The sequence below is a fragment of the Amycolatopsis solani genome, assembly GCF_033441515.1.
GTDB classification, from domain to species: domain Bacteria; phylum Actinomycetota; class Actinomycetes; order Mycobacteriales; family Pseudonocardiaceae; genus Amycolatopsis; species Amycolatopsis solani.
Genome location: NZ_JAWQJT010000002.1, coordinates 1,199,341 through 1,216,524, shown reverse-complemented (window position 1 = coordinate 1,216,524; position 17,184 = coordinate 1,199,341). Strand labels below are relative to the sequence as shown.

The following is a 17,184-nucleotide window of genomic DNA, read 5'->3' as shown; positions in this document are numbered from 1 at the left end:
TTCCTGCGTCAGTGGCGGCGGTGGGCGAGGAACGCGTCCAGGGTGGCCAGCCGGTGGGCGCGGACGGCCTGCTCGACGTCGGCGGCGGGGGCGCCGCGCTCGATCAGGCCGAGGATGGTTTCGTGCTCGGCGACCGATTCGCGGGCCCGGCCGGGCACGAAGCTGAACGTCGAGGTGCGCAGGCCGCTGAGCCGGTCCCAGCCCCGCCGGACCAGGTCGAGCACCTGCGGGTTGGGGCAGGCGCCGAAGAGCACGGTGTGGAAGTCGCGGTTGAGGCCGGTGAACCGGGCCGGTTCGAAGTGCCCGAGGCAGTCCGCCAGCTCGGCGTTCAGCGCCCGGGCCTCGGCCAGCGCGCCGGGCGGGAGAACGGGTGCGGCGAGCGCGGCGGCGTAGCCCTCGACGAGCGCGAGGGTCTGCATCGTGTGCTGGTACTCGCTTTCGTCGACCATCGCGACCTGGGCGCCGACGTTGCGCTCGAAGGTGACCAGGCCTTCGGCCTCCAGCAGGCGGATCGCTTCGCGGATCGGGACGACGCTGACGCCGAGCTCCTGGGCGAGCTGGCCGAGGACCAGGCGGTAGCCGGGGGAGAAGGTGCCGTCGGCGATCCTCGCCTTGATCCACTCGTAGGCGATCCGCGACTTGCTCATCGCGGTGCCGTTCACCGTTTCGCGAGCCATGCGGCGTACCTCCCGCGCCAGTGCTCGTCCATCGGGTAGAGGCCTTCGACGCGCTCGCCCGCGGCGACCTGCTCGGCGATGAACGTCTCCTGCAGCTCCTGCTCGATGGCCGCGTCGACGACCTCCTCGACCAGGTCCGGCGGGATGACCAGGACACCGTCGCCGTCGCCCGCGATCACATCGCCGGGGCAGACGGCCGCGCCGCCGCAGGCGATCGCCACGTCGACGTCCCACGGCACGTGCCGCCGGCCGAGCACCGCGGGGTGCGGTCCGGCGTGGTAGGTGGGAATGTCCAAAGCGGACACCGCGGCGAGGTCGCGGACCCCGCCGTCGGTGACGATCCCGGCGGCGCCGCGCACCTGGGCCCGCAGCGCGAGGATGTCGCCGACGGTGCCGGTGCCGCGTTCGCCGCGGGCCTCCACGACGAGGACGTCGCCGGGGCCGAGCGCGTCGATCGCGCGCTTCTGCGCGTTGTACCCGCCGCCGTGGGCTTTGAACAGGTCTTCGCGGTAGGGCAGGTACCGCAGGGTCCGCGCGCGGCCGGTCAGCCGGGCGCCCGGGCGGGTCGACGTCAGCCCGTCGATCGACACGGCGTTGTAGCCGCGCTTGCGCAGCTGGGCGGAAAGCGTTGCGGTGCCGACGGATTCGAGCTTCGCGCGCAGTTCCGGCGTCAGCTCGAAGCCCGGCTCGGCGGTCCCGTACGCGTCCGCCCGCTGCTGCTCGTCCACGCGGGGGAGCGCGCCGAACGGTCCGAAGGGGACGGTCCCCGCCGTGATCGGCGTGACGAGCCGTCCGGTGCTGTGCCCGGGCGTGTCGACCTCGACCTCGACGACGTCGCCGGGGATGACGACCGACGCACCCGCGGGCGTGCCGGTCAGGACGACGTCGCCGGGTTCGAGGGTGATCAGCTGCGAGAGGTCGGCGACCAGCCTGCCGAAGCCGAAGAGGAGGTCGCCGGTGGAGTCCTGCTGGACCAGTTCGCCGTTGAGCCAGGTCCGCAGCCGCAGCGAGGCCGGGTCGAGGTCGGCGGCGGGCAGTACCGCGGGACCGAGCGGGGTGAAGCCGTCGCCGCCCTTCGAGCGCAGGTTGCTGCCCTTGTCGGCGTAGCGGAGGTCGTAGACGCCGAAGTCGTTGGCCGCGGTGACGCCTTCGACGTACGACCAGCCTTCTTCGGGGGTGACGCGGCGGGCGGTGCGGCCGATGACCAGCGCGATCTCGCCTTCGAAGCCCAGCAGCTCGGTACCCGCCGGGCGTTCGAGCGCGGCTCCGCTCGCCGCCACGGACGTCGGCGGCTTGAGGAAGTACGACGGCTGTGCCGGCACCCGGCCGCGCTGGGCGGCGCGGGAGCGGTAGTTGAGGTGCAGCGCGATGATCTTGCCGGGCCGCTGCGGAAGAGTCGTCATCCGTCGTCCTGCCTGCCGGTTCGGAGAAGGTATCTAAAATAATATACGATCTGGGGCGCGGGGAAACCCCTTTCACCCGCCGTAGTGGAGCCAGACGGACTTCGTCTCGGTGTAGGCGTCGAGTGCCCACGGGCCCATTTCGCGGCCCCAGCCGGACGCCTTGTAGCCGCCCCACGGCGCCGCCATGTCCGGGATCGGCGGCATGTTGACGAAGACCGCGCCGGCCCGGATGCCGTCGGCGTAGCGCTGGGCCGTGCGCAGGTCGCGGGTCCACACCGTGGCGGCCAGGCCGTACTCGGTGTCGTTGGCGCGGGCGAGCGGCTCGTCGCCGTCGTCGTAGGCGGTCACGGCCAGCACCGGGCCGAAGATCTCCTCGCGCATGATCGCCATGTCGTCGCGGACGCCGGCGAACAGCGTCGGGGTGTAGAAGTAGCCGTCGCCCTCGACCGGGCTCCCGCCGGTGATCAGGTCGGCGCCCTGCTCGCGGCCGGTGCTCACCAGGAAGTCGACGTGTTCGCGGTGCTTCGCCGACACCAGCGGGCCGAGTTGCGTGCTCTCTTCGGTGCCCGGCCCAAGCCGGAGGCCTTCGAGGCCGCGCGCCATTTTCTCGACGAACTCCTGCTCGCGCTGGCGATCGACGTAGAAGCGCGTGTAGGCGGCGCAGACCTGGCCGGTGTTGAGCGTCGCCCCGGCGAGGTTGCCCGCGACGGCGGCGTCGATGTCGGCGTCGGCCGCGATGATGCTCGGGGCCTTCCCGCCGAGTTCGAGGGTGAGCCGCTTGAGGTTGGACGCCGCGCTCGCCGCGGTGATCAGCTTCCCGACGGCGGTGGACCCGGTGTAGGAGACGTGGTCCACGTCCGGGTGCTCGGTGAGCAGGGCGCCGACGGCGCCGTCCCCGGTGACGAGGTTGACCACGCCGGCCGGGATCCCGGCTTCGTGGACCAGTTCGACCAGCCGGATGCTGGTCAGCGGCGTCACCTCGCTCGGCTTGATCACCACCGTGTTGCCGGTCGCCAGCGCCGGGGCGAGTTTCCAGGCGAGGATCATCAGCGGGAAGTTCCACGGCGTGATCAGCGCGTTCACCCCGACCGGCTCGCGGCGGGTGTAGTGCAGGGTGTCCGGGAAGGACACCGGGTTCGTGGTGCCCTGCAGCTTCGTCACCCAGCCCGCGAAGTAGCGGAAGTGCTCCGCCGTGCCGGTCGCGCTCACCTGCCGGGACACCCCGATCGGCTGGCCCTGGTCGAGCGTTTCCAGGCGGGCCAGCTCTTCGTGGTGCTGCTCGACGAGGTCGGCCAGCCGGAACAGCAACGCGGCCCGCTGGACCGGCAGCAGCCCGGCCCACTCGGGCGCGGTCAGCGCGCGCCGGGCGGCCGCGACGGCGGCGTCGACGTCCGCGCGCGAGGCCGTGCCGACCTCTTCGATGATCCGGCCGGTGGCGGGGTCGCGGGTCGGGAGCGCGCCACCGCCGGCCTCGGTCCACTGTCCGTCGATGCAGAGGCGTGTCGCCATCCCGTTGTCCTCCTCGGCCTGGGGTGAGCCGAGTATCGGGCGGGCGGGCGCCGCGGGTCTTGTCCGCTCCCGCACGCCCGTTGACCGACCGCGAAGGGATGCCGCGGGCCGTCCGGGACGCGCGCCAGGCTGGGGCGCATGGACGTGATCGTGGTGGGCGCCGGCTCGGCCGGTTCGGTGGTGGCGCGGCGGCTGGTCGACGCGGGCGCGGCGGTGACGCTGCTGGAGGCGGGCGGGCCGGACGTCAACCCGGCGATCCACGACCCCGCGCGGGCCGGGGAGCTGTGGCACGGGCCCGAGGACTGGGACCTGTACACGGTTCCGCAGGAGCACGCGGCCGGTCGGCGGCTGCACCTGCCGCGCGGGCGCGTGCTCGGTGGCTCGCACGCGCTCAACGCGATGATCTGGGTCCGCGGCGCGCCGGCCGACTACGACGGCTGGGACCTGCCCGGCTGGTCGTGGGCCGACGTCCGGCCGGTCTTCGAGCGGATCGAGGAGGACCTCCTCGACGTCGTCCCCAACGAGCCGCTGCACCCGATCCAGCAGTCCATAGTGGACGCGTGCCACTCCCTGGGGTTGCCGCTGAACCCGGACTACAACAGCGGAACCTTGGATGGCGTGTCCGTCGAGCGGATCACCTTGCGCGGTGGCCGGCGCTTCACCGCCTGGCAAGCCTACGCCGCTCCGGTGGCATCGCGGATGACTGTCCACACGGGAGCGCTCGTGCACCGGCTGCGGTTCGCCGGATCCCGGGTGACCGGGGTGGACGTCACCCTCGACGGGGTGCCGCGGGAACTCCCGGCCGACCTCGTCGTGCTCGCCGCGGGAGCGCTGGCTTCGCCCGCGATCCTGCTGCGCAGCGGCGTCGGCCCGGCGGACGAGCTGGCGGCACTCGGCATCGACGTCGTCGCGGACCTGCCCGGGGTGGAGCGCAACCTGCACGATCACCTGCTCTCCCCGGTGCTCTTCTCGACGTCCCGCGAGGTCGTGCCGGAGCCGGGCCGGCCGGTGACGCAGGTGCACTGGTTCTGGCGCAGCCGGGCCGGGCTCGCGGTGCCCGACACCCAGCCGATCTGTTTCAGCGTGCCGATGTACGAACCGTGGATGTCCGGGCCGCCGACGGGGTTTTCGCTGATGGCGGGGATGGTGTCGCCGGAGAGCCGGGGCAGTCTGCGGCTGGCGCCGGACGGCTCGCCGCTGATCGACCTCGCGGCGTTGGCGGCGCCGTCGGACTTCGAGAGCCTGGTGGCCTCGGTCGAGCAGTGCCTCGCCGTCGGCCGGGCCCCGGCGCTGGCGGACGAGTGGGGCGCGCGGCCGTTGTACCCGGCACCGGGTGACGACGTCGGCGAGTACGTCCGCCGGACCGCGATCACGTACCACCACCAGGTCGGCACCTGCCGGATGGGCACCGGCGCGGACGCGGTGGTGGACCCCCACCTGGCGGTGCACGGGCTCACCGGCCTGGTGGTCGCCGACGCGTCGGTGCTGCCCCGGGTGACGACGGGAAACACCAACGCACCGGCGGTCCTGGTCGGCGAACAAGCCGCGCACTTCATCCTCGGTGCAAGCTCGTGAGTGTTTAGTCGGGTTCTAACCCGACTAAACACTCACGACCACCCGCGCCGTCGAGGAGCCGCCGGAGCCAGGAGGAGCGCGCTGCCAGTGCCGCTCGGGTCACCTCGGACTCCGGGGCGAAGCGGTCGAAGCCGTGGTGGGCCTCCGCCCAGACGTGCAGCTCGGTCGGGACACCCGCCTGGGCCAGCCGCTGGGCGTACGCCACGTCTTCGTCGCGGAACAGCTCCGCCCCGCCGACCTCGACGAACGCCGGCGGCAGGCCGCTGAGGTCCGCCATCCGCGCGGGCGCCGCGTACGGCGAGGTTTGCCCGGCCAGCAGGCTGCGCCAGCCGAAGTCGTTGGCCTCCCGCGTCCACACCAGATCCGGGAGGTCCGCCGACGTCCGGTCGTCGAGCATCGGGCACAGCAGCAGCTGCCCGGCCAGCGCCGGCCCGCCCCGGTCCCGCGCGAGCAGCGCCACCCCCGCGCTCAGCCCGCCGCCCGCGCTGCCGCCGCCCACGATCAGCCGCGCGAAGCCGAACGTCTCCGCGAACCAGACGAGACCGGCGTAGCAGTCTTCGAGCGGGACGGGGTGCGGGTGCTCGGGCGCGAGCCGGTACTCGACCGTCGCGCAGACGAACCCGAACTCCTCGATCAGCGGCACCAGCCGCGGGAGGTCGGCGAAGCGGTCGTCCAGCACCATGCCGCCGCCGTGGATGCTGTACAGCCCGGGCGCGTCCGGCCGCGGGTGCCGGGGCCGCAGGACCGTGACGGCGACGCCGTCGTCGAGGACGTGCTCCGAGGACACGATGTCCCGGTCACCGATCGCTTCCGCCGGCGTGGGGTTGCGCAGCGACGCGCGGACCGCGGCCAGCGTCTCGGCGGACAGCTCGATCACGGGCCCTCCGGATCGACGGCGTCCCGGTCGGCCCAGAACGGCTCCACCAGCGCCCGCAGCTCCGCCGCGCCGACCCGCTCGGCGAGCGCGACCGCCGCCAGGTTGTCCTCCAGCTGCTTGACACTGGTGGCGCCGAACAACGTCGTCGCGTTCGCCGGATGGGTGAGCGTGAAGGCCAGGCACAGCTGGGCGGCGGTCGCCCCGACGCTCTCGGCCGCCTTCGCGAGCTCCGCGGCCGAGTCCGCGATCCGCTGCCGGACGTCCCCGGGGTCGCGGCCGACCTGGCGGCCGCCCTTCCCGAGCAGGATCCCGCCCTCGAAGACGTCCGAGGACTGCAGGGAAACGCCGAGGGAGAAGACCGAGGCGAACGGATCACCGTCCGGAATGGACCGCCGGGCCACGCTGTACTTCAGCTGGGCGATCGCCGGGCCGGGCACGCCGTCCGCGGCGGCGAGGCCGTGGACGGCTTTGATCGCCGAAGCCGACCAGTTGTTGACGCCCCACTGCCCGATCAGCCCGGCCGCGTGGAGGGCCGCGAGATCCGTGACGAGGGCGTGCAGGTCGGTGTCCTCGCGGCGGAGGTCACCGAGGATCACCAGATCGGCGTGCGAGACGCCCGCGCGGAAGAAAGCGTTCTCCAGCTGCGCGCGCAGGCTGCGTTCGGGATAGCCCTCCAGCCAGAGCTTCGCCGAGAGCAGGTAGTCCTCGCGCCGCAGGCCCGCGGCACGGACCATCGCCGAGAACAGCACGTCGGTGAACACCGGCGGGGCACCGGGCAGGCCGTACACGCCGACGTCGAACAGGCTGATGCCGGCGTCGACGGCGGCCTGCAGCAGCGAAACGGCCTCGCGGAAGTCCATCCGGTCGAACGTGTGCCAGGACCCGAGGGACAGGACGCCGGTGGCCGGCCCGTCGCGGCCGATGCGGCGGTGGGGGATGCGCACGAAAACCCTCCTAGGGCAGCCGGGGATCGATGACGGCTTTGAGCTCGCCGAGCCGGGACATCGACTCGACGGCGGCGGACGCGCCGGCCAGCCCGACCGGCGCGCTGAACAGCTCGTGCCACGGCAGCCGGCCGGCGAAGGCGCGGAAGAACTCGACCGAGCGGTGGTAGTCGGCGATGTCGCCGTTGAGGGAGCCGGCGATGGTGAGTTCTTTGCCCATCACCGTGCCCAGCGGAACGGCCGACGGCGCCGGGCCGGTCGACCCGACGATCGCGACCGTCCCGCGCTGGGCGGCGAAGGCGACGGCCTCCGCGCCGACCGTCGGGCCGCCCGCGAAGTCGAAGACGTGGTCGGCGCCGCGGCCGCCGGTCAGCTCGCGCACCCGCTCGACGCGTTCGTCCGGAGTGGACTCGACCGCGACGGTGGCCGTGGCGCCGAACCGTTCCGCCGCCGCCAAGCGGGCCGCGGGGCCGCCGACGGTGATGACCACCCCGGCCCCGCAGAGCCGCGCGACCGCCGTGGCGAACACGCCGAGCGCGCCCGCGCCCTGGACCACGACCGTTGCGTTCGGACGGATGCCGCCGGAGCGGGCGACCGCGCGCAGCACGGTCTTGCCCGCGCAGCCGGACATCGCCGCCCAGGTGTCCTCGACGTCGTCGGGCAGCAGCAGTTTCGCCGCGCCCGGCGTGACGTAGCAGTGGCGGGCCAGGCCGCCGGTCGCGTACGGGAACCGGTCGGCGCGCTGGAGGAAACCGTAACCGCGGCGCTCGCAGGCGACCGGTTCGCGCAGGATCGTGCAGCCGTGGCACTTCCCGCACGTCGACTCGGACCAGCCGATGCGGTCGCCGGGCTGGATCTCGCGGCCGAGGGTGTCGGTGGTGCCGGGGCCGGTCGCGACGACTTCGCCGACCATTTCGTGACCCAGCACCATCGGCAGCATGCCGGGGAGGCTCATTTCCCCCGACCAGAGGTGGACGTCGGTGCCGCACAACGTCGTGCAGGTGAGCCGGACGAGCGCGGCGCCGGGTTCGGGTTCCGCCGGGAGCGGGAGTTCGCGCCGTTCGAGGGGCGCGCGGTGGCCGGTGAGGACGGCGGCCTCCGTGTGGGTGGGCAGGGCCATCTTTTTAGTCTACAGTCGTGGAAGAAAAAGTCCAGGTCCGGGAGGAAACCATGACGGCACAACGGATCCACCCGGCGGACCTGGTGGTCCACGGTGGCGTGGTGCACACCTTCGGCCCGGCCGGCACGGTCGCGGGCGGCCTCGCCGTCTCCGGCGGCCGCGTCGCCGCGGTGGGCGGCGACCTCACCGCCCACATCGGACCGGACACCGAGGTGCTCGACCTCGCCGGGCGCACGGTCCTGCCCGGCATCAACGACGCCCACCTGCACGCGACCTGGCTCGGCGCCCGGTGGCCGCACCCCCTGCTCGGCGCGCCGCACGAGGAAACCCCGGTGGTCACCGCCGAAGACCGCCGGGCGGCGATCCTGCGGGCCGGGGACGTCTGCACGGCGCTCGGCATCACCAGCTACACCGAGCCCGGGCTCGGTCCCGGCGAAACCGGCTGCTTCTCGGCGGAAGTCCTGGCCGAGTACGCGGCCCTGCACCGCGAGGGCCGCCTGCGGGCGCGGGTCACCGTGTTGCGCTTGTTCGGCCTCCTCGACGGCGCCAGCTCGCTGCCGGACTTCGCCCGCGGCCTCGCCACGCCGGTGCCGGCCGCCGACCCGGAGTGGCTGGCCGTCCCCGGCGTCAAGATCTTCGCCGACGGCATCCCGCCGATGCGCACCGCGTGGACCCACCACTGCTACGCCGACGGCTCCCACGGAAGACTGCTCGTCGACGGTCCCGGCGACGACGAGCGCGCGGCCAACCTGGCGGCGATGATCGCCTCGGCGCACGAAGCCGGCCTGGTCGTCGCGGTCCACGCGACGGGCGAACGCAGCATCGAAGCCGCCCTGGACCACTTGCGCGAGGGTGACCACCTCGTGCACGGCGACCTCGTCACCCCGGCGCAGCTGCGCCGGATGGCCGCCCGCGGCGTCGGGCTGACCACGCAGCCCGCGATCGCCACCGCGATGCGGCCGATGGTCGCCACCGCACTCGGCGACGACGTCGCCGCGAAGGCGTGGCCCCTGCGGGAAATCCTGGACCTCGGCGTGCGGCTGACGGTGAGCAGTGACGCACCGGTCGTCACACCCGACTGGCGCGTCCACCTCGCGGCGGCGGGGGAGCTGCTGGGCGCCCGGGGCGTCACGCCCGAACTGACCGCGCGGCTGCTCCGCTGCTACACCACCGAAGCCGCCGTGCAGGACGGATCCGCCGCCTGGAAGGGGTTCCTCGCGCCGGGGATGGCGGCCGACTTCTGTGTCCTGGCGGCCGACCCGCTGGGCGTGGCGGTGGCGGACCTGCCGTCGGTCACCGTCGAGCTGACCGTGACCGGCGGCCGGATCGTCCACAAGGGATAGTCAGGCCAGCAGCTGGCCGCCGTCCACCGCCAGGCTCACGCCCGTGATGTGCCCGGCGGCGGGCGAAGCCAGGAACACCACGGCGGGGGTCACGTCGTCGACGGCGGCGATGCGGCCGAGCGGGATCCGGGCCTCCCAGGCCGCGCGGGCGGCGGGGTCCGCGGCGAACCCGGCCGTCATCGGCGTCAGCACCGGCCCGGGCGCGACGGCGTTGACCCGGATCCCGTGCGGCGCCAGCTCCAGCGCCGCGGACCGGGTCAGCGCGTCGACGGCCGCCTTCGTCGCTTCGTAGTGCCCGAGGCCGGGTGTCGGCTGGCGGGCGCCGATCGACGAGACGTTGACGATCGCGCCGCGCGTGCCCGCGGCGACCATCCGGGCGCCGAACGCGCGGGTCATCAGGAACGTACCGCGGAAGTTGACGCTCAGGCACCGGTCGAGCACCTCGATCGGCAAGCCGGTCAGCGGACCGCCCCCTCCGGCCAGTCCCGCGTTGTTGACGAGCACGTCCACCGGGCCGAACCGGTCCGCGACGAGCGAGACCGCCGCGTCGACCGACGCCGGGTCCGCGATGTCCAGTTCGACGTGCTCCGCGCCGATCTCGCAGGCGACGTCGTGCGCCGCACGCGCGTCGGCGTCCGCGACGACGACCCGGTCGCCGGCCTCGAGGAAGGCTTCCGCGACACCCCGGCCGATTCCGCTCGCGCCGCCCGTGACCACCACAACCCGTGTTTTCATTCTACAATCGTAGATGAAAGATGTGCTGCGGCGAAAGGAAAACCCGTGCTCGGAAGATCCGCCTTCGGTCTCGGCTCCTGGAACACCTGGGACCGGATGGACTTCGGCGATGCCGTCCGGCTGCTCAAGACCGCCGTCGACGCCGGCGTCACGTTGTTCGACGTCGCCCACTACGACTTCGGCCCGCACGCCGAGAACTCCCGCACCGACATCCTCTTCGGCGAGGCCGTGCGCGCGGCCGGGATCGCCCGCGAGGACTACGTGCTGTGCGGCAAGCTCTGGCTGTGGGACTACCCGCGCAGCGGCTTCGCCGGGCAGCTCGAGACTTCGCTGGGTCGGATCGGTACCGACCGCGCGGACCTCGTCGTGGTGGGGGACTACCGGGAGCGCCCGGACATCCCGCGGGTCGTCACCGAGGTCGCGGAGCAGGTGCGGGCCGGGCGCATCGGCGGCTGGGGCGTCAACAACTGGCTCGCGGCCGACCTGGACCTGGCACTGGAGTTCGCGGACCGGGAAGGCCTCCCGGGGCCGGAGTTCGCGCAGCTGAAGTACTCGATCGCCCGCCGCTCGATGGCCGAGGGCGAGCCGTACCGGAAGCACTTCGACGCCGGACGCCTGGCGCTGCAGGCCTCCGACGTCTTCGAAGGCGGTGTCCTGCTGGGCAATTCCGCACCGGCGCGGAAGATCGGTGCGGACGTCGGCGGCATCCGGTCGTCCATTGTGGACGCCGCGGCCGAAGTCGCGGCGATCGCGGCGGACTTCGGCGCCACCCCCGCCCAGCTGGCCCTCGCCTTCTGCCTCGCCTACGAACCGGTCGCGAACGTCCTGTTCGGAGTCAGCCGCCTTCCGCAACTGACCGACAACCTCGGTGCGCTCCTCCTGGCCCGCGAGCACGGCGCCGAGATCCGTGCGGCCCTCGCCCACCTCCGCCTCGACCACGACGTCAACCCCGACGGCTCCTGGTGACCGGTCGTGAGTGTTTAGTCGGGTTAGAACCCGACTAAACACTCACGAGGCGGTCAGGGGGTGTCGAGGAAGGTGAGGGCGGCTGTGCGGAAGGGGGCGCCGCGGAGCGCGCCGCCGTGGTCGCCCGGGACGTGCAGGAGGTCGCTGCCCGGGACCAGCGGCACGAGGGTCTCGATGCCCTGGCTGACCGGGTCGTCCCGGCCGGCGACGAACCGGGTCGGGACGGTGATGGTGCCGACGCGGGGCGCGAACGGCTCCCGGCGAAGGCCCTCGATGCAGCGGGCGAGCGCCACCGGGTCGCGGCCGGGTGCGGTGATCATCCGGGCGATCGCCGCCGTCAGCGGATCCGCGGGCAGCCGCCCGCCGCCGGCGAACGCCAGCGCCGCCTCGACGTCGACCGCACCGAACGGCTCGTGCGGGCTGAGCCCGCCGAGCACCAGCCGCCGGACGGGCAGCAGCGCGGGCAGGTCCCACGCCAGCCGCGCGCCGAGGGAGTAGCCGACGACGTCCACTTCGGACACGTCGCCGGCCGCGATGGCCAGTTCTTCGGTCACGGCTTTCGGTGTCGCGTCGGCGGGGGCGGGGCTGGAGCCGTGGCCGGGCAGGTCGGGGACCAGCACCGGACGCCCGGAGGCGACGAGCGCCGCGGGCCAGCCGGTGCTGACCCAGTCGGTGTGCCCGTCGGAGGCGAAGCCGTGCAGGAGCAGCACCGGCGGGCCGGCGGGCGGGCCTTCGGGGGCGAACCGGCGCACGGCGAGAGAGGTGACGGTCAAGGAGATCCCTTCAGGAGGAACGGCGCAGCCGCTGCAGTTCGCCGAGCGTGCGGGCCCGGGCGTCGACGGCGACCCGCAGCGCGGAGCCGATGAGGTTGAGCAGGAGCACGCAAAGCATGATCGTCACGCCCGGCACCACGACCAGCCACGGCGCGACCACCAGGTACGACCGGCCTTCGGCGATCATGTTCCCCCAGGTCGGGGTGGGCGGGGCGATGCCGAGGCCGAGGAAGCTCATCGCGCCGTCGACCAGCATCGCGGCCGCGGCGAGGATGACGACCTGGACCAGCGCCATCGGCAGCACGTTGGGGAACACGTGCACCAGCAGGATCTTGCCGCGGCTCATCCCGGACACGCGGGCGGCGCCGATGTACTGGCGCCCGGCGATGCCGAGCACCCGGCTGCGGATGACGCGGGCGGTGAACGGCGTGAAGATCACCGTCAGCGCGATCAGCTCGGTCCAGATGCTCGCACCGAGCGCGATGGCCAGCGCCATCGCGAGGATGATGGCCGGGAAGGACATCCACGCGTCCATCAGCCGCATCAGCACCGCGTCCGCGGCCCGGAAGAAGCCGCTGACCAGGCCGATCACCATGCCGGAGAAGGCGGCGCACAGCGTGATCAGCGCGGACAGCCCCAGCGAGGCGCGGCCGCCGGACACCAGCCGGGCGAGGACGTCCCGGCCGAAGGAGTCGGTGCCGAGCGGGTGCGCGCCCGACGGCGGGAGCAGCCGGTGCACCGGGTCGGTCGCGCTGACGCTCGGCAGGAAGAACGGCAGTACGACCACGGCGAGCACGATCAGGCCGAGCAGGACCGAGCTGACGACCAAGGTGCGATTGCGCCGGAAGGCCCGGCCCGCACGTCGCGGCGGGGGAGTATCCACAGTGGACGCGGGTTCGGCGACGGCCAGGCTCATGAGACACGCACCTTCGGGTCGAGCAGCGCGTAGGACAGGTCGACCAGCAGGTTGACCACGACGAACAGCACCGCGACGAACAACGTCACGCCCTGGATGAGCGGGAAGTCCCGAGTGGACACCGCACCCATGAGCAGGTGGCCGAGCCCCGGCACGACGAAGATCGACTCGATGATGACGATCCCGCCGACCAGCATGGCGAAGTTGCTGCCCAGCTGCGTGATCAGCGGCATCAGCGCGTTCGGCAGCACGTGCTCGAGCAGCACCCGCCGTTCGGGCAGGCCCTTGACGCGCGCGGTGCGCAGGTAGGCCAGCGGCAGCTCGCCGAGCACGCTCTCGCGCAGGGTGAGCACGAACAGCGCCGTCTGCCCGATGACCAGCACGGTCACCGGCAGCACCAGCGCGGGCACCGCGGCCACCGGGTCGGTCAGCAGGTCGTGGTAGCCACTCGAGGGGAACCAGCGCAGCGTCACCGAGAACACGAGCACGAGCACGAGCGAGATCCAGAAGTCCGGCATCGCCATGCCGAGTGAGGACAGCCGGTCGAGGCCGCGGGCCACCGGGTTGCGCGGCGACACCGCCTGCCACGCCGTGATCGCGACCGACAGGAAGAAGCTGATCACCGTGGACAGCACGGCCAGGGTCAGCGTCGGCACGATGTGCGCGGCGACGACGTCGAGGACCGGCTGGTGGTAGGTGATCGACGTGCCGAAGTCGCCGCGCAGCACGTGGCCGGCCCAGCTCAGGTACTGCTGCCAGAGCGAGCCGTCCAGGCCCATGCTCGACCGCAGCGCGGCGACGTCGGCCGGGCGCGCGGTCGGGCCGAGGATGGCCTGCGCCGGGTCGCCCGGGATCAGCCGGATGACGAAGAACATCATCGTCCCGACGATGACCAGGATGATCACCAGGTCGCGCAGCCGGCGCAGCAGCACCCCGGTCATGCGGCCAGCCAGGCGTTCCAGAAGACCCGGTAGAAGTCGCCGTACCCCTTGAGCCGCGGGGTGTAGGCGGCGTAGAGCCGGGACTGGCTCAGCGTGATCACCGAAAGCTGCTTCCAGGTGAACGCCTGGAGCTTGTCGATGACGGCCTTCGCCTGCTCGGGTGTCGCCGAGGCGTTGAACTCGGCCATCAGGCCGTCCAGCTCCGGCGACGACGAGCCGTTGAGCGTGCCGAGGGTGAGCGCGGGCATCTGGGCGGGCGAAGTCAGCGACGAGTCGAAGAACAGCGTCGTGATGTCCCAGCCGCCCGGGTCCTTGGTCAGGGTGCCGAGCATGGTGGCGAAGTCGAACGTGTCGATCTTGGTCTGCAGCCCGATCTTCCCCAGCGCGTCCTGGATGAGCACCGCCCACTTGCCGAACTCGGGGTAGGAGTTGGTGGTGACGATGTGGATCGTCGCCCCGGCGGTGATCCCGGCTTCGGCGAGCAGTTCCTTCGCGCGGGCTGGGTCGTGCTGTTTGTAGACGTCTTCACCGGCGGTCGAGTAGGACGCCTTGTTGTCCGGCGAGGCGAACGCGCCGGTCTCGAGGGTCAGGTCCTTGCTGCCACCGGTCGCCGCGTTGATGGCGGGCTTGTCGAGCAGCAGGTTGAGCGCCTGCCGCGCGCGGGGGTCGGCGAACTTCGAGCCGGGGTTGAAGTTGGGGATGACGACGTTTTCGTTGCCGCCCGGCAGGTTGTGCACCACGAGGTTCGGGTTGGCCTTGAGCTGTTCGTACTGGTCGTTGGCCGGCATGGCGTGGTCCCACTGGCCGGTCTGCAGGCCGTTGATCAGCGCGTCCTGGTCGCCGACGACCTTGTACACGACGGTGTCGAGGTAGGCGTGCTTGGCCCCGGCCTGGCCGCCCCAGTCCTCTTCGGACCGCGACCGGTATCCGTCGTAGCGCTCCAGCACCAGCTGCTGGCCGATGTCCCAGCTCTTCAGCTTGTACGGGCCGGTGCCGATCGCCTTGTCCTGGCCGAACCCGGTCGCGGGCAGGCCGGCGAGGTTCTTCGCCTCGTAGATCTCGGTGCCCGCGCCGGCCAGCTCGTCGATCAGCGGGTAGCGCGGCCGCTTGAGCTTGACGTTCACCGTCGCCGGGTCCGGTGCGGTGATGGCGTCGATGTCCGGGGTGACGAGCTGCCCGGTGCGGTGGCTCTTCTGCCACCGCTGGAGGCTCGCGATGACGTCGTTCGCCGTCAGCGGGTTGCCGTCCTGGAAGGTGACGCCCTGGCGCAGCTTGAACGTGTAGGCGAGCCGGTCCGGGCTGGTGGTGAACGTGTCGACGAGCATCGGCCGGGCGACGAAGTGCTGGTCGACCTCGAACAGCTTCTCGTACATCATGTTGCCGATCTGGGCGGTCACCTGGCCGGGGTTGGCGACCATGTCGAGCGACTGCGGATCGGTGGGGACGGCGACGGTGAGGGTGCCGCCGCGGACCGGTGGCCCGTCGGCGGCCGTCGTGGTGCCGGCGCTCCCCATGCAGCCGGCGAGCAGCGTGGCCGCGGCGGCGAGGGCGGCGAGCAAAGGGGTTCTCTTCATGGGCGCGTCGATCCTGTGTGGGGGAGGGCGGGCAGATCGGGGTTGGCGGCGAGCAGCCGCCGGGTGTAGTCGTGCCGCGGGGAGAGCCGGATCTCTTCCGGTGTCCCGGTTTCGATCAGCTCGCCGCGGTACATCACGCCGACGCGGTCGGCGACCGACAGCACGAGGCTGAGGTTGTGGGTGATGAACAGCAGGCTCAGCGTGCGAGTGCGGCGCAGGTCCAGCAGCAGGTTGAGCACCTGGCCCTGCACGGAGACGTCGAGTGCCGACGTCGGCTCGTCGGCGACGATCAGCTCGGGCCCGGCCGCGATCGCCCGCGCGATGGAGACGCGCTGGCGCTGGCCGCCGGACAGCTGCGAGGGCAGTTTCCCGGCGGAGTCCTTCGGCAGGCCGACTTCGTCGATCAGGTCGGCCACCCGCCGGTCGAGCTCGGCGCCGCGCAGCGGGGTCAGCTCCTTCAGCGGCTCGGCGATGATCCGCGCCGCGGTGTGGCGGGGGTCGAGGGAACTCTGCGGGTCCTGGAAGATGAGCTGGACGCGGCGGCGGAACGCGCGTTCGTCCCCGACCAGCCCGGTGGGCGTGATCCCGTGCGCGCCGAAGGCGATGGTCCCCGACGCCGGTGGTTCGAGCGCGGTCACCAGCCGGCCGAGCGTGGACTTGCCGGAGCCGGATTCGCCGACCAGCCCGAAGAACTCGCCGGGCGGGATCTCGAGGGAGACGTCCCGGACGGCTTCGATCCGGCGTCCTTTTCGTCCGTACACTTGGGACACGGCGGTGATGGTCAGCGGCGGCCCGTCGTGGTCCCGCTCGGGACGGGGCTTGAGCGCGCGGGTTTCCACGGCTTCGGTCACTTCACCCGCCATCGCCGCTTCGAGCCGAGCGGGGGAGATGGTCGGGAAGCCGTCGCGGCGGCTGACGCCCAGCTGCGGCACGCACCCGAGCAGCGCCCGGGTGTAGGGGTGCTTCGGCCGGGTCAGGACGTCGTCCCGGGAGCCCACCTCGACCAGCCGGCCGCGGTACATCACCGCGATCCGGTCGGCGACCTGCGCGGCGACCCCCATGTCGTGGGTGATGAACACGCACGCCGTGCTGTGGTCGCGGCGCACGCGGTCGAAGAGCGTGAGGATCTCCGCCTGTGTGGTGACGTCGAGGGCGGTGGTCGGTTCGTCGGCGATGAGCAGGTCGGGGTCGGCCATCAGGGCGAGCGCGATCATCACGCGCTGCTGCATGCCGCCGGACATCTGGTGCGGGTACAGCCGCAGGATCCGGTCGGTGTCGGTGAGCCCGACCTCGGTCAGCAGCCGCCGGGCCTTGGCTTCGGCCCGCTTGCGCAGCGGGCTGCCGCGCCGGGCGGCCTGACCGGGCAGCGACCCGGGCTCGCGGTAGGCCTCGGCCAGCTGCCCGCCGACGCGGCGGCTCGGGTTGAGGGAGTCGAGGGCCTCCTGGAAGATCATGCCGATCCGCGGGCCGCGGTAGGCGCGCATCGCGTCGGCGGGCAACCGCGTGAGGTCCACGCCGTCGAGCGCGATCTCGCCGCGCGTGCGGACGGGGGCGACGAACTCGAGCAGGCGGATGATCGACAGGGCGGTCACGGTCTTGCCGCTGCCGGACTCGCCGACCACGCAGAGCGTCCGCCCTTGCGCGAGATCGAGGGAGAGCTCCCGCACGAGTTCGCGCTCGGTCCCGTCGGTGACGACGCCGACGGTGAGCTCCCGGATTTCGAGCAGCGTCATGGATTCCCCTTCCTCGCGCCCGCCGCGAAGGGGCGGGCCGGACTGCCGGGCACCGGCAGGGGTAGTTCTACGCATGTTGACACTGGCCGGAGGTGGTG

15 protein-coding genes are annotated in these 17,184 nt (G+C 72.6%); 3 read left to right on the top strand and 12 right to left on the bottom strand.

The genetic code is table 11. The annotated features are described in order from the left end of the window. Positions 1–8 precede the first annotated feature (8 nt). The 3 genes from SD460_RS26170 to SD460_RS26160 all read right to left on the bottom strand — a co-directional run bounded on the left by SD460_RS26170 (position 9) and on the right by SD460_RS26160 (position 3,589). Positions 9–677 (bottom strand): GntR family transcriptional regulator, encoded by a 669-nt coding sequence (locus SD460_RS26170; protein ID WP_290056209.1) that lies wholly within the window; start codon positions 675–677, stop codon positions 9–11. Continuing rightward, positions 659–2,080, bottom strand: a complete 1,422-nt coding sequence (locus tag SD460_RS26165; protein WP_290056211.1) for a fumarylacetoacetate hydrolase family protein — start codon at positions 2,078–2,080, stop codon at positions 659–661. Before SD460_RS26165 ends, SD460_RS26170 begins: the two co-directional genes overlap by 19 nt. A 72-nt stretch (positions 2,081–2,152) precedes the next feature. Continuing rightward, positions 2,153–3,589: an aldehyde dehydrogenase family protein gene (locus SD460_RS26160; protein ID WP_318306863.1), complete on the bottom strand. Its 1,437-nt coding sequence runs from the start codon at positions 3,587–3,589 to the stop codon at positions 2,153–2,155. A 138-nt stretch (positions 3,590–3,727) separates the two neighbouring features. On the opposite strand from SD460_RS26160, the gene SD460_RS26155 reads away from it, so the two are divergent. Continuing rightward, a complete protein-coding gene (locus tag SD460_RS26155; RefSeq protein WP_290060473.1) occupies positions 3,728–5,164 on the top strand; it encodes a GMC family oxidoreductase in 1,437 nt (478 codons plus the stop codon). A 4-nt stretch (positions 5,165–5,168) separates the two neighbouring features. Here the strand turns inward: SD460_RS26155 and SD460_RS26150 are convergent, their stop codons facing one another. From SD460_RS26150 to SD460_RS26140, 3 genes are read right to left on the bottom strand one after another with little or no spacing between them, the layout of a single operon-like run. Next, the gene (locus SD460_RS26150; RefSeq protein ID WP_290060472.1) at positions 5,169–6,041 is read right to left on the bottom strand and encodes an alpha/beta hydrolase; all 873 of its coding nucleotides are present in this window, start codon (positions 6,039–6,041) and stop codon (positions 5,169–5,171) included. After that, complete coding sequence (locus SD460_RS26145; protein WP_290060471.1) at positions 6,038–6,985, bottom strand: aldo/keto reductase; 948 nt, start codon at positions 6,983–6,985, stop codon at positions 6,038–6,040. The genes SD460_RS26150 and SD460_RS26145 overlap by 4 nt, the downstream gene beginning before the upstream one ends. 10 nt (positions 6,986–6,995) lie before the next feature. Beyond that, positions 6,996–8,099 carry a zinc-binding dehydrogenase gene (locus tag SD460_RS26140; protein ID WP_290060475.1) on the bottom strand — a complete coding sequence of 368 codons (1,104 nt, stop codon included), beginning with the start codon at positions 8,097–8,099 and terminating at the stop codon, positions 6,996–6,998. A 23-nt stretch (positions 8,100–8,122) separates the two neighbouring features. Here SD460_RS26140 and SD460_RS26135 point away from each other — a divergent pair, with 23 nt between their 5' ends. Beyond that, positions 8,123–9,448: an amidohydrolase gene (locus tag SD460_RS26135; protein WP_290060470.1), complete on the top strand. Its 1,326-nt coding sequence runs from the start codon at positions 8,123–8,125 to the stop codon at positions 9,446–9,448. Here the strand turns inward: SD460_RS26135 and SD460_RS26130 are convergent, their stop codons facing one another. Then, positions 9,449–10,183 carry an SDR family NAD(P)-dependent oxidoreductase gene (locus SD460_RS26130; RefSeq protein WP_318306862.1) on the bottom strand — a complete coding sequence of 245 codons (735 nt, stop codon included), beginning with the start codon at positions 10,181–10,183 and terminating at the stop codon, positions 9,449–9,451. 45 nt (positions 10,184–10,228) lie between these two features. Here SD460_RS26130 and SD460_RS26125 point away from each other — a divergent pair, with 45 nt between their 5' ends. Then, positions 10,229–11,149 (top strand): aldo/keto reductase, encoded by a 921-nt coding sequence (locus tag SD460_RS26125; RefSeq protein ID WP_290060467.1) that lies wholly within the window; start codon positions 10,229–10,231, stop codon positions 11,147–11,149. Positions 11,150–11,202: 53 nt separating this feature from the next. Here SD460_RS26125 and SD460_RS26120 read toward each other — a convergent pair whose 3' ends face one another. From SD460_RS26120 to SD460_RS26100, 5 genes are read right to left on the bottom strand one after another with little or no spacing between them, the layout of a single operon-like run. Further along, positions 11,203–11,922 carry an alpha/beta fold hydrolase gene (locus SD460_RS26120; RefSeq protein WP_438860847.1) on the bottom strand — a complete coding sequence of 240 codons (720 nt, stop codon included), beginning with the start codon at positions 11,920–11,922 and terminating at the stop codon, positions 11,203–11,205. 10 nt (positions 11,923–11,932) lie between these two features. Continuing rightward, positions 11,933–12,838 carry an ABC transporter permease gene (locus SD460_RS26115; protein ID WP_290060466.1) on the bottom strand — a complete coding sequence of 302 codons (906 nt, stop codon included), beginning with the start codon at positions 12,836–12,838 and terminating at the stop codon, positions 11,933–11,935. Beyond that, on the bottom strand, positions 12,835–13,779 hold the full coding sequence (locus SD460_RS26110) for an ABC transporter permease (protein ID WP_290060464.1): 945 nt from the start codon (positions 13,777–13,779) through the stop codon (positions 12,835–12,837). Before SD460_RS26110 ends, SD460_RS26115 begins: the two co-directional genes overlap by 4 nt. Then, complete coding sequence (locus SD460_RS26105) at positions 13,776–15,353, bottom strand: ABC transporter substrate-binding protein (protein WP_290060463.1); 1,578 nt, start codon at positions 15,351–15,353, stop codon at positions 13,776–13,778. Before SD460_RS26105 ends, SD460_RS26110 begins: the two co-directional genes overlap by 4 nt. Beyond that, on the bottom strand, positions 15,350–17,086 hold the full coding sequence (locus SD460_RS26100) for a dipeptide ABC transporter ATP-binding protein (RefSeq protein WP_290060462.1): 1,737 nt from the start codon (positions 17,084–17,086) through the stop codon (positions 15,350–15,352). Before SD460_RS26100 ends, SD460_RS26105 begins: the two co-directional genes overlap by 4 nt. Between the last annotated feature and the right edge of the window lie 98 nt (positions 17,087–17,184).

What these genes read in the sequence shown, in the direction of transcription:
- SD460_RS26170 (WP_290056209.1), bottom strand. Translation starts at nt 677, where the DNA reads ATGGCTCGCGAAACGGTGAACGGCACCGCGATGAGCAAGTCGCGGATC.
- SD460_RS26115 (WP_290060466.1), bottom strand. Translation starts at nt 12,838, where the DNA reads ATGAGCCTGGCCGTCGCCGAACCCGCGTCCACTGTGGATACTCCCCCG.
- SD460_RS26100 (WP_290060462.1), bottom strand. Translation starts at nt 17,086, where the DNA reads ATGACGCTGCTCGAAATCCGGGAGCTCACCGTCGGCGTCGTCACCGAC.
- SD460_RS26130 (WP_318306862.1), bottom strand. Translation starts at nt 10,183, where the DNA reads ATGAAAACACGGGTTGTGGTGGTCACGGGCGGCGCGAGCGGAATCGGC.
- SD460_RS26160 (WP_318306863.1), bottom strand. Translation starts at nt 3,589, where the DNA reads ATGGCGACACGCCTCTGCATCGACGGACAGTGGACCGAGGCCGGCGGT.
- SD460_RS26165 (WP_290056211.1), bottom strand. Translation starts at nt 2,080, where the DNA reads ATGACGACTCTTCCGCAGCGGCCCGGCAAGATCATCGCGCTGCACCTC.
- SD460_RS26155 (WP_290060473.1), top strand. Translation starts at nt 3,728, where the DNA reads ATGGACGTGATCGTGGTGGGCGCCGGCTCGGCCGGTTCGGTGGTGGCG.
- SD460_RS26110 (WP_290060464.1), bottom strand. Translation starts at nt 13,779, where the DNA reads ATGACCGGGGTGCTGCTGCGCCGGCTGCGCGACCTGGTGATCATCCTG.
- SD460_RS26105 (WP_290060463.1), bottom strand. Translation starts at nt 15,353, where the DNA reads ATGAAGAGAACCCCTTTGCTCGCCGCCCTCGCCGCCGCGGCCACGCTG.